Here is an 11,892-nt window from a genome sequence, read left to right on the forward strand (position 1 = left end):
ATGTCCAACAGTTATAGCAGTTTTTACATTTTGATTGAAAAATAACTCTTCAATTGCAAACTCATCTGGTTTAAATTCACAAATAATCTGCTCTAAATTATCATATAAATGTTTTAATCTTTCTGGTGTTTTACTTTTTGATGAAGTTGTAATAACTCCATTTTCTAAAACTCTTATTCTATTTCCTTTAGTTTCTAAAACACCATAACCCATGATTGCTATTCCTGGATCTATTCCTAATATAATCATTATCCACCTTCTTAACAATTAAAAAAGGGCTCCTGCCCTTTAATGATATCTATTTATTACTTCTTTGCAAAGCCCTTTCCAATAATACTCAGCATAAACTTCAACAGCTACATTGTATAAGTGATTTGTTAACTTATCATTAATTTCTTGTGCTTGTTTTAAAGTTATATCTTCAGTGTATATTAAATCCATATCAAATGCTAATTGCTTATTAGTGTTAACATCTATATTTAATACCTTAAATTTTAGATAAGTGTCAGAATATTTTTTCACATTTTTTCTAATATTTGCAATTAAATTCTTATCATTGAAAGTAATTTTTTTAAATTCATTTTTAATTAAAGAAATTTTTTCGTTTGTTTCAGTAAAAATCTCTTTTTCTTCAAATAAAAAAGATACCCCATAATATTCTATAGCAAGGTATTCTAACTTATCAATCAATTTCTTATTTTCAAAGGCCTTAAATTCACTTTTTAATGATAAAAGAAATTCAAACCTATTTAAATCATCACCTATTGTTTGATTTAAACTTCTTAAGACCTGATCAATATCTGATAAGTACCAAAAGTTTCTTTTAATATTTTTTAAAATGTATTTTCTTATTTGAAAATTAGACTTATCAAAATCAGAAAATTTGATATCATCGTATAAAGACATCAGTGTATTTAATGATGAGATGTCATCTTTTATTAAATAATTATATTCAAGTTTTTCAATTATTGGTTTTTTTTTCGCACTTGATGTCATTTGATATATCCCTCTTATTAGTCTGTAAATAAATTTTAACATAAAATCAAATAAAATTATTTATATATATTTGTTCATAAAATAAAATAGCTAAAAAATAAGTAAATATTATTCATAATGTAGTCATTATTGTATAATAAACTCAAAATTTAGCTAACAAAAAATTTGCAATTTAAAAATATTCATTTTTTATTTCAATTAAAATTTTTTAAATTCTACCATTAAATCTTTTAATGAGAATGTATAATTAACATCTTTTCTCTCAATATGGATTAAAGTTTTGTCTCTAATTTTATTTACCTCATTGAGATTGTGGATTAATTCATAACTTGGATTAATTGCATGAGCAAAGCCTACTTTTACAAACATTGAAAAATCACCATTTGTATCTCCATAAGCATGAGAATTATTAAGATCTATATCATACTTATCTTTTAAAAAATCTATTGATTTTTCCTTATTTTTTGAATCCCACATTGGATAAATTTCTCCTGTGAATTTTTTATCCTCATCAAAAATATATTTAGTTGCAATAGTATGATCAGCTCCATAAAGTTTTGCAAACTCTTTTACCAAAAAGTCAGGAGATCCTGATATAACAAAAACCTTATAGCCATTTTCTTTATGATATTTTATAGCATTTTTAGTAATTCTATAAATTTTACTTTTATTTATATCTATTGCTATCTTTGCATATTTGTCTATAGTTGATTTATCAAGACCTATTAAGTTTTTTTGATATAAAATTGATGCTTTATCTAGATAATCTTCATATGAGCCTTTCCTATCTTGATATTTTTGGTAAAGTGGTTTTATATATTCATACCAAGCCTTATTGTCTATGATATTGTTTTTTGTTAATAAGTAAAAATGCTCAATTAAAAGTGAATTTCTAAAAAGAGTACCATCGATATCAAAAAAAGCAGCTTTATTCTTTCCCATAACTTTTCCTTATTTATTATTATCTTTATATGTCAATTTTAGGCCATCAATTAAATTAATTATTACTGCTGTTATAATTCCAACTATAGAAGCTGTAGCTAATGATATAGATGCAAAAGCAACATTAAGTCCTATATCCTTAGTAAAATTAATATATGAGAAAATAGCTAGCACTATAGAAACAATACCAAAAGCTATAGACGGATAAAATTTTGCACTTCTGCTTTCACTTGTTTTCGAAATAACAACTGTTATAGCTATAATTATCATTGTTAAAATTGGTAGAATTATTAAACTTGAAAAGTTATCTACCACTAAATTTATTAAACCTGTCATTTTATAAACCCTTAATTTATACAAATTTTCTTAATTTTAATATAATCATTTATCTCAATCATTGCCATACTCTTAATCATATCTCTAGGCAAGGATACTGAGCCTGGATTTAATAGAATTATATTAAAGTTTTCGTCATAATCTTCACAATAGGTGTGAGTATGGCCGAAAATCACCATCTCACACTCATTTTCTATCGCTTTATCTATTAATGAATTTTTAGAATAATACACATTTTCCTTATGTCCATGAACAAGTAATATCCTGTGATTATATATATTTATTATTCTTTGGTCAGGGCTAGTATTGTCCAAATAGTCGTTATTCCCCTTAACCCGAAGAGTTTTTATCCCTGATATACTTTTGATTTTCAATGCATCTTCACTAAAATCACCAGCATGTATTATGAGATTTACCTTGTTTGTATTCAAAAACTTAAGTACATCATCAACATATCCATGTGTATCACTAACTACTAATACTTTCATAATTATTTTTAATAAAATTTTTAAACTTGTCCAAGGCTTTTGCCCTATGACTATATAAATTTTTTTCTTCTTCTTTCATTTCTCCAAAAGTTTTACTATTTACCCTAAATATTTGATCATAACCAAAATCCTTATCTCCATGTTCTCTATGACTTATTTCACCATTTATTCTTCCTTCAAAATAATAATCTTTGCCTCTAGAATCTATAAAACAAAGTACAGTCATAAAATATGCTTGTCTGTTGTCTTTATCTTTAAGTTCAGATAAAAGCTTATCTCTATTTTCTTTATAAGTTGGATTTTCATTTGCATACCTATGAGAATATACACCTGGTCTAAAATCAAGTGATTTTACAAATAGTCCTGTATCATCAGCGAGAGTTGGTAAATTTGTAATATCATATATAGCCTTTGCTTTTTTGTAGGCATTTTCTTTAAGTGTCTTTCCGTCTTCAATAACTTCAAAGCTATCAATATTTAAATCGCCAGGACTAAATATATCAATCTTGTAATCTAGAATTTTTTTTATTTCTCTTACCTTGTCTTTATTAGATGTTGCTAGAATAAGTTTCATATTTACCTCTTTATTAATATGTTATCAAATATCAATCTTTTAAGTCAATTAACTAATTAGTGTATTATGACATTGTTAGCATTGAATGAATCTTCCCATTTTTCAGCATATGAGCCTAATCCCTGTTCAAACATTATTATTTGACTAGGATTTTGTAATTGAATAGAAAATTTGGGATTTGTGTCTATAAGACCATTTTTTATATGATAAAATAAAATCTCATCAGGACTTTGTACAACTACATATTGCCCATTTACAAGTTCGAAATAGTCCTTGGCTTGGTAGTTTAAATTTTTGATTTGATCAACTGTTATTTCTTTATTATCTTGATCTATTAAATTCTCTCTTAAAGCAATATCAATAGGAAAAGATTTTTGTTCTATAGCTCCATCCCTTTCTAAATGATAAGATGACTGAAATTGCCATAAGCCAAGATTTCTTATCAAACCAAAATTAGTATAATCATAAGCCATTTTATCCTCATCTACAGAACCAAAATTACTATTAACTTGTTCATAAACAAGATTTTTAAATACCTGTTTGCTTTTTTCATCGCCAGCATACTCATTAATAGTCATAAATGTATTAGATTTTAATTCATCTGTCTTAACCATAGCATATTTATTAATTGGAGACTTATCTGAAACTAAATTATAATCGAATGATATATAATCTTCATTTACAAAATTAATCTTTAGGTCTAAATCTCTATTTATAAACTTGTATTTTTCTTGATTTTCTTTCTTACTTAATTCCTTTTCTAATTTTATAGGATAGGCTTTAAAGCTATCATATTTTTTACTTTGCGGATTCAACTCACATTTTAGTCTCCAAAATTCTTGTTTATTTGGAAAATAAATATGCTCTGCTTTTCCAACTCTAGCCATCTTGTTAGGTTCAATTCTTACGCAATAGGTATAGTAATAATAATTAGGAGATGATTCAGTATCTATTCTTTCTCTAACACCTATTAAAACACATATATCTCCTTCTACTTTTTTACCACTTTTTGTAGTGGTTCTTTCCTTAGATGCTCTTTTGGCATATTTTTCTACTATACTCCTGCTAACATTGTCATCAATTTTTTCAAAAACTATAATGGCATTATCTACTATCATAAAAATCTCTTGATTTGAAAGTTTTATAAAGTCCTTTGAATAAAGCTCACCTTGGCTTGCAGATAATACCTCTACATTATCTTTATCAAATATATTCTTATCTATACTTCTACTTTGTAAATATGAATTTAGGTCAACATATTTTGATGAAAACTTAGGAGGATATGCATAGTCATCATTTAATGCCACTAGGTCATTGTCAATATATAGAATATCTCCTTTTTTAATCTTATCCGAATTCTTGTTATTTGATGTACTCTTAATTTCCTTTACTTCCCAAGTTCCTTTAAGGATAGGATCTTCAATTTTAGGTGTTTCTATTAATTCAGTTACATCTTCTGGTCTTCCAAAGCTACAAGATGTTAATATAAAAATTAAAAACAATATAGAAATTTTCTTTATCTTATTCATATTAATCAATCCTTGGTAGTAATACTGTTACAGTAGTTCCTACAGTATATTTGCTCTTTATAATCAATTTTCCATCATGAGCTTTTATTATCTCTTCACATATTGAAAGTCCTAGTCCTGTTTGACTTTTTGAAGATGATCCTTTGTAAAATTTACTTGATACAAAAGCTATTTCATCTTCTTTTATACCTTCACCATTATCTTTAATATCAATACATACATTTGAATCTTCTTTTTTAATGATAACAGATATTTGTCCATCTTTTTCAGTAAATTTCATTGCATTATCAATAATATTTATAAAGACTTCTTTAAGCCTATTTTTATCTACGTGAGCAATTATTTCATCATACACAGATATAAAATCAAACTTAATTTTTTCATTTATAGACCTTGGATAAAGTTGAGTATATACCTCCTTGACAAGAGCCACTATATTTAAATCTTCTTTTTCATATTGGAAAGAACTTGATGATAGCCTTGAAAAATCCAGCAAATCTTCTACCATTAGTGATAGTCTTTCCCCTTCATTTTCTATAATAGTTAAGCCTTGATTAAGCATATCTTCATTACTTTGGATATCTTTAGATTGTAAAGTAATAGCCCAACCTTTTATTGATGTTAATGGTGTTCTGAGTTCATGTGATACTGAAGAAATAAATTCATTTTTCATATCTTCTCTTTTTATTATATTTTCACTCATAAAATTAAGAGTTTGACCTAATTCAGATATTTCATTTTTACCACTTTCATTGGCTTTCGCCTTAAAATCTCCTTGTGCTAATTTCTCTCCAACTACAGTTAATTTTTTTATTGGAACTGTCCATCTTTTAGATGCGTAATATGAAACTATAAGAGTTATTATTAAAGTTAATAGCCCAAAAAATAAATAAACTACCATTCGATTATTTACATTTTCTCTAACAATCTTAGTAGATGAAATTAATCTTAGTATACCTATTTGTTTTTCATTATCATTTAATGGATATGATAAGGCTATAACTTCTTCACCAGTTTTTGAATTTATAGTTTTTTGATATGAGTATTCTCCTTTATTCGCATTATTAACATCAGTAGAGTTGATTTTTTTCCCTATTTGACTTGACCCTAAAGAATCGAATAATACATTTGCTGAGTTATCTAATATTTGCACTTGACTTATATTATTTCTATAAAAAGAATTTTTATCTCCTATAATAATTTCAGATAAATCATATCTCGATAAATAATTTGAATAGAGAACTTGATTATATCTAGCTTGATTTAACATAGCTCCAACTAAGGCAGATTCATAATAGTTTTTTATAGATGAATATGAAAATATTTCAAAGCCTATAACAACAACTGTTACAAAAAGCATAATTATTTTCATAATACTAAAAATAATACTATTTAGATTTATATTAAAAATACCTAATTTTGATTTAGATTTCTTATTATCTAACTCCATCTATAACCCGTTCCCCATACAGTCTCAATATATTCTGGCTTGGCAGGATTTTCTTCAATCTTTGCCCTAATTCTTCTAATATTAACATCAACTATCTTAGTATCAGTGCTATAGTTATCTCCCCAAGTATCCTTCATAATCTCCATCCTACTCATAGCCTTACCCTTATTTAGAATGAAATTTTTAATTATTACAAACTCTGTAGGTGTAACATCAATCTCTTTATTGTTCTTATAAAAATTCCTAGAGTATAAATCTAGTTTAAATATCCCATCTACTAATATATCTTCATTTACTTTTTCTTTTTCATCATTTGTATAATTTACTCTTCTTACAAGTGACCTAACTCTTAAAATTAATTCCTGAGGATTGAAAGGCTTAATTATATAGTCATCACAACCTCTTTCAAGCCCTAGTATTTTATCTATATCTTGACTTTTTGCAGAAACCATTATTATTCCAGCTTTAGGATAATTCTTTCTTATACTTTCACATACTTCATAGCCACTTATACCTGGAAGCATTATATCTAAAATATAAACTTGAGGTTTTTCAATATCCGCAAGCTTAAGTGCCTCTTCTCCGCTTCTGGCTTCAACTATATCAAATCCTGAATATTCAAGATTTATCTTCATAAACTGTCTTATATGATCTTCATCATCACAAATTAAGATTTTATCACTCATTTTCTAACCTTTCCATAGCAATTTTCCCAGCACCAATAATGCCAGCATCATTCAAAAACTTAGCAGGCTTTAGTTTTATTTTGCTAGCTAAATGGCAACGTTCATTAAATTTATAAATAAGCTTATCCCACCAAATTTTACTTGAATTAATAACTCCACCACCAATAATGATAATTTCTGGATCAAATATATTTCTAAGGCTAGTTAAATACCAAGATAAGTCATCAATAAATCTATTAACGACATTTTTTGCAATTTCGTCCTTTTCATATAGGTTGAAAATTTCTTCACCAGTTTTATCCTGTTGAGTTAATTGCTTATAATGTCTTCTAATTGCACTTCCAGAGCAATATGCTTCTGCACATCCACTTTGTCCACAAGTACAATACTCACCATTTGGATATAAAATTACATGACCTAATTCTGCACCTTGAAAATTTGCTCCTTCCAGAAGTCCCATCTTAGAGTTATAAACAGCTCCACCAAGTCCAGTTCCTAAAGTTATCATTACAACATCATTGTAGTTTTTAGCTGCTCCCAGCCATTTTTCACAAATCAAGGCAATATTTGCATCATTTTCTATAAAAGTTTTGATTCCAGATCTTTTTTCTATCTCTTTTTTTAAATTTAATCCAGTCCATCCATCAATATTTCCAGCAAAAGTTACAATTCCTTTTTCAGAATCTATGAAACCAGGAGTTCCAACTCCTATAGCTCTAATATCATCATCTTTTAACTCATTTATAATCTTTTCTATATTATATAATACTTTTTGAGCACCTTCTTTAGCACAGGTTTCTAATTTATATGTTTTAAGGATTTCTCCTCTTTCGTTTATAACTGCACCATTTATCTTTGTGCCACCTATATCTAATCCAATTGTTTTAATCATTCTCATCTCCTATGAATTCTCTCAAAATTGAATCATCTGCAATAATCTTTGTATCTTCTATACTTTTGAAGTACGATAAGACCTTTCTAAGCTTTAGTGCCATATAATAATAATCACTGTCCGTTTTTATCTGATCAAGTGCATCTATTGCATAACTTTTTAGCGCATTAAACTCATATAACAATGATGAGTCAACATAAAAGTCTGCAGTATTTTGATATGGGAAAATATAGTTTTCTTCCCCTCTTCTTACATTAGACCAAACTTTAAGTGTTGCCTCAGTATCATAAGACCTAAATTTATTATCCCTTACTATTCTTCTTATTAGCCTATTTTCTGAGGATGAAATTCTAACATGAGGCTCAATATTTATTTGGCTAAGAACCGAAACATAGACTTTATATTTATTTTTTTCAGGTATTAATGATGTAAGACTTGGATTAAGGGCGTGAATTCCTTCAACTATTAAAACCGTCTTTTTGTCTAGTTTGATTTTTTTATCAGACATTTCCCTAATACCCTTAGTAAAATTATATGATGGCAGTTTCAATTCTTTACCTTCTATCAAATCTTGTAAGTCTCTATTAAAAGCTTTTAAATCAATTGCATTTAAACTCTCAAAATCCTTATTTCCATACTTATCCAAAGGTGTATTATCCCTGTCTAGAAAATAATCATCTGTAGAAATAACATAAGCATTTTTTCCATATACTGCCAATTGTATAGCTAGTTTTTTAGCAGTTGTAGTTTTTCCAGATGAAGAAGGACCTGCAAGCATTACTATGTTCATATCACTTCTAATTATATCATATGCACAATCTGCAAGTTGATTATTATAATAAGCTTCATTTACCTTTATCAAGGTAGATATTTTATTATTTATAACAAGTTTATTTAAATCGCTAGCATAATTAATATCAAGTAGCTTTGTCCATTTTTTAGACTGTTCATAAACTCTTGTAAGTTTAACTTCTTCACTAAATTTATTTAAAATTCCATTAATCTTTTTAAAATTCAACATAATTCCTGGATAATATGATATAATTTCAAATTCTTCTATCCAAGATGTTTTAGCTAAAAGTAAGTTAGAAAAATTATAAAACCACCCATTGAATTCATATAAGTCTACTTTATTTTTATCAATAGATTTCATTAAATCTATTTTAGAATAATCTCCTTGCTTTCTAAAAATATCAATTGCTATTTCTTTTGTTACTGACTTTCTAACTATACTTATATCTTTATCAATATTATTTCTTATAATATTATATAATAATGAAATATATTCATGACTTATAGCTTTATCTTCTAACCTTACATAAAGACAATTACTCATAGAATATTCTACTACAACCGTTTGATTGTAAATACTTTTTAAAGCATCAATCAAAAGCATAGTTAATGTTGACTCATACACTGAATAAGCTAATGGCATATCCTTTTTTATTAATAAAATATCGTCATCTTGTCTTAACTTATAATTAAAATCAACAATTTTCTCATTTACTAAAGCTATAATATAATCTCTAAAACTTTTAGGAAATAACTCCTTAACTAATTCAAAAAGGTATATCTTATTTGTATATATAGAATTATTATCTAGTATAACTTTCATTAAAAACTTTCTCCTTAAGTTTTAATAAATCCTTTGTTTGATTTGATTTAATCTCCTTATTGTTTAGATATGATAAAAACCCCTTGGTATTAAAGCTTAATTTATAAGCTAATAGAACTTGACTATCCAATCCATATTTCCTATAATCTATGCCTGATTTAAAGTACTTTCTATCACCTATTATAGGTGTATCATTTTTAAATAAAGAATATCTAATTTGATGAGTTCTACCTGTTATTAATTTACATTCAAGTAAACTATATTTATCATTTATATCTAGAGGATGAAATTTAGTAATAATTCTCTTACCATCTTCATTTGACTTAACTATATTCTTATTTTCATTTTTTATAATATTTGTATCTATAGTAAAATCTTTGTCTACCTTTCCTTCAACAATAGTTAGGTAGTACTTATGTATTTGAGAATTTTTAATTGCTTTATTGAGCTCTCTTAAAGCCCTTGCATTTTTTGCACCTATTATAAGTCCTGCTGTATTTCTATCAAGCCTATTGACAATACTTGGTTTGAAGGTTAAATCTCTGCTGTCAACCTTATTTGTTTTATAAAGATATGAAGTCATTTGATCCACTATATTATTTCCATAGTCTTTTGGACTTGCAGCATGAGATAATACACCTTTTTTCTTATCTATAACAACAATATTGTCATCTTCATAAACTATATCTATATTAAAGTCACAATCCTTAAATTTTCTAGTATTTACCCACTTATTATAATCCTCATCCTTAATATACATCTTTACCAAATCACCCTCACAGATTAAATCATCTTTTTTTGCTCTTTTATCATTTATTTTAAAATTTTTTTTCCTTATATTTTTTTGGATTACCGATAAGGATGCATTCTTAAAATACTTTCTTAAAAATCTATCAAATCTTTGATTCGAATCATTTTTACCAATTTTAACTTCTATCATATCAATACGACTTATTAACATAGGAATCAATTTTAGACTCCTTAATTTCACTATCAAAACAGTTATTTTCAACTAATTTTCTAAGTAAATTTTTACTTTTTGAATGTAGAATAAGTTTATCATGATTTTTTAAAACTATTTCAAATATTTCACCCGTCAATCTTTTTGACCTCAACTTAATATAATAGGCCTCTATACCACTATATTCTACAAGTTCAAGCAATCTTAAACTTGCTATATCTTTTAAATGGTAAAAGTTCTCTCTATTATTAATTAAATTTTTGTAATATTTTTTTTTCTTTGGATTGTTATGTATGTCAAAAGCCAAAGAATTAGATCTTTTTGCCATAATATTATAATATTGATAATTATAAATTGCCTCCATAACTGAAGAGATATTTGAAAATGGTTTTAAGTCAAGTTTCTTTAAATACTCATAATTTTTCTCTAAAAACTCATTTTTACCTATCCTTTTATTTGTTAGTAAGTCTATACTTTCCTTTCTCCAAGTGTTAAATGAAATTAATTTGTTTTTCTCTTCCATAATAATATCAAAAAACCGCCTCATTGAGACGGCTACTTAATTAATCTAGTAATTTAGTTTCGTGAACTTCTGCTTCGAGAGATTCAGGTATATCACTAGCCTTACAATCTAGTCCTAGATAAATATCGACGTTGCATTCATCTGATAACTTCTTTAAATCTTGTGAAATTTCTTCAATGTTATCTTTGTTAATATCTACAATATCATATATACCATCTATATATATCTTACCAATATCATAGTCTCTAGCTAAGATACCAGCAATAAAACCTCTAAATGATTCTATTGAATTAATAAAAAAGTCTGATGCATCAATAAGTCTTACAGAGTGATCTAATGAATAAATTTGATCATTATCACTATCTACAAAAACTATATTTTCATTTCCCTTTCCTTTTTCATCATTAGCTTGGTCTATTAACCATTTTGTTTTACCACTTCCTGATGGTCCTAATACTAAATAAATCATTTTTACTCTCCCTCTAATATATTATATTTCTTTTTTTGGCTCAAATCACCTTGTGAGAAACCATTTTCGTTCATATCAGCAATTATTTCATCTCTTATTACCCACCACGAACTATTCCAATTACAAAAAATTGTGTCTTCACTTGGTGCTCTTCCTACTAATCTTTGTATAGCAATATTTTTATTTAAATATCTTAAAAAGATAATAACATTATTCTTATAGTCTTCTTTTTTTGGCATTCTAAACTCATTGTTTTTATACATATTAGCTAATTTTGTATTCTTTACTATATATAAAGAATGTATTTTAACCTCATCAACAGCCAAAACATTTAATATACGTGCTGTTTCAATTATATCTATTTTATCATCCCAAGGTAGGGATAATATTACATGAGTGCAAATATTAAAATTATATTTTTTTATTATATT

The 11,892-nt window shown here is 26.5% G+C and carries 14 protein-coding genes and 1 pseudogene; all 15 read right to left on the reverse strand.

The features are described 5' to 3' along the window. A partial coding sequence (locus SOR60_RS04470; RefSeq protein WP_320595312.1) for a crossover junction endodeoxyribonuclease RuvC occupies positions 1-249 on the reverse strand: 249 nt, incomplete at its 3' end. 39 nt (positions 250-288) lie between these two features. After that, positions 289-996 (reverse strand): hypothetical protein, encoded by a 708-nt coding sequence (locus tag SOR60_RS04475; protein WP_154538726.1) that lies wholly within the window; start codon positions 994-996, stop codon positions 289-291. Between the two features lie 198 nt (positions 997-1,194). After that, positions 1,195-1,938, reverse strand: a complete 744-nt coding sequence (locus SOR60_RS04480) for an HAD family hydrolase (protein ID WP_154538725.1) — start codon at positions 1,936-1,938, stop codon at positions 1,195-1,197. Positions 1,939-1,947: 9 nt separating this feature from the next. Continuing rightward, positions 1,948-2,274 (reverse strand): hypothetical protein, encoded by a 327-nt coding sequence (locus tag SOR60_RS04485; protein WP_320595313.1) that lies wholly within the window; start codon positions 2,272-2,274, stop codon positions 1,948-1,950. A gap of 11 nt (positions 2,275-2,285) precedes the next feature. Further along, positions 2,286-2,762 (reverse strand): YfcE family phosphodiesterase, encoded by a 477-nt coding sequence (locus tag SOR60_RS04490; RefSeq protein ID WP_154538723.1) that lies wholly within the window; start codon positions 2,760-2,762, stop codon positions 2,286-2,288. Beyond that, positions 2,743-3,336 (reverse strand): RdgB/HAM1 family non-canonical purine NTP pyrophosphatase, encoded by a 594-nt coding sequence (gene rdgB / locus SOR60_RS04495; RefSeq protein WP_320595314.1) that lies wholly within the window; start codon positions 3,334-3,336, stop codon positions 2,743-2,745. Before rdgB ends, SOR60_RS04490 begins: the two co-directional genes overlap by 20 nt. A 56-nt stretch (positions 3,337-3,392) precedes the next feature. After that, positions 3,393-4,865, reverse strand: coding sequence for a hypothetical protein (locus tag SOR60_RS04500; RefSeq protein ID WP_320595315.1), 1,473 nt, complete (start codon positions 4,863-4,865; stop codon positions 3,393-3,395). Position 4,866: 1 nt separating this feature from the next. Beyond that, positions 4,867-6,315: a sensor histidine kinase gene (locus SOR60_RS04505; protein WP_154538720.1), complete on the reverse strand. Its 1,449-nt coding sequence runs from the start codon at positions 6,313-6,315 to the stop codon at positions 4,867-4,869. Further along, the gene (locus SOR60_RS04510; protein WP_320595316.1) at positions 6,306-7,001 is read right to left on the reverse strand and encodes a response regulator transcription factor; all 696 of its coding nucleotides are present in this window, start codon (positions 6,999-7,001) and stop codon (positions 6,306-6,308) included. Before SOR60_RS04510 ends, SOR60_RS04505 begins: the two co-directional genes overlap by 10 nt. Beyond that, positions 6,994-7,893, reverse strand: coding sequence for an ROK family protein (locus tag SOR60_RS04515; RefSeq protein WP_320595317.1), 900 nt, complete (start codon positions 7,891-7,893; stop codon positions 6,994-6,996). The genes SOR60_RS04510 and SOR60_RS04515 overlap by 8 nt, the downstream gene beginning before the upstream one ends. Continuing rightward, positions 7,886-9,508 carry a nucleoside kinase gene (locus tag SOR60_RS04520; protein WP_320595318.1) on the reverse strand — a complete coding sequence of 541 codons (1,623 nt, stop codon included), beginning with the start codon at positions 9,506-9,508 and terminating at the stop codon, positions 7,886-7,888. Before SOR60_RS04520 ends, SOR60_RS04515 begins: the two co-directional genes overlap by 8 nt. Beyond that, on the reverse strand, positions 9,489-10,469 hold the full coding sequence (locus tag SOR60_RS04525; protein ID WP_154538964.1) for an RluA family pseudouridine synthase: 981 nt from the start codon (positions 10,467-10,469) through the stop codon (positions 9,489-9,491). Before SOR60_RS04525 ends, SOR60_RS04520 begins: the two co-directional genes overlap by 20 nt. Then, positions 10,450-11,016 (reverse strand): DUF6648 family protein, encoded by a 567-nt coding sequence (locus SOR60_RS04530; protein WP_407654218.1) that lies wholly within the window; start codon positions 11,014-11,016, stop codon positions 10,450-10,452. Before SOR60_RS04530 ends, SOR60_RS04525 begins: the two co-directional genes overlap by 20 nt. Before the next feature lie 16 nt (positions 11,017-11,032). Continuing rightward, positions 11,033-11,461, reverse strand: coding sequence for a hypothetical protein (locus tag SOR60_RS04535; RefSeq protein WP_154538715.1), 429 nt, complete (start codon positions 11,459-11,461; stop codon positions 11,033-11,035). Between the two features lie 2 nt (positions 11,462-11,463). Next, positions 11,464-11,892: pseudogene (locus SOR60_RS04540) on the reverse strand (TIGR01212 family radical SAM protein); the annotation flags it as partial.

It is taken from the genome of Anaerococcus porci, from assembly GCF_034090325.1.
In the GTDB taxonomy this organism is placed as follows: Bacteria; Bacillota; Clostridia; order Tissierellales; family Peptoniphilaceae; genus Anaerococcus; species Anaerococcus porci.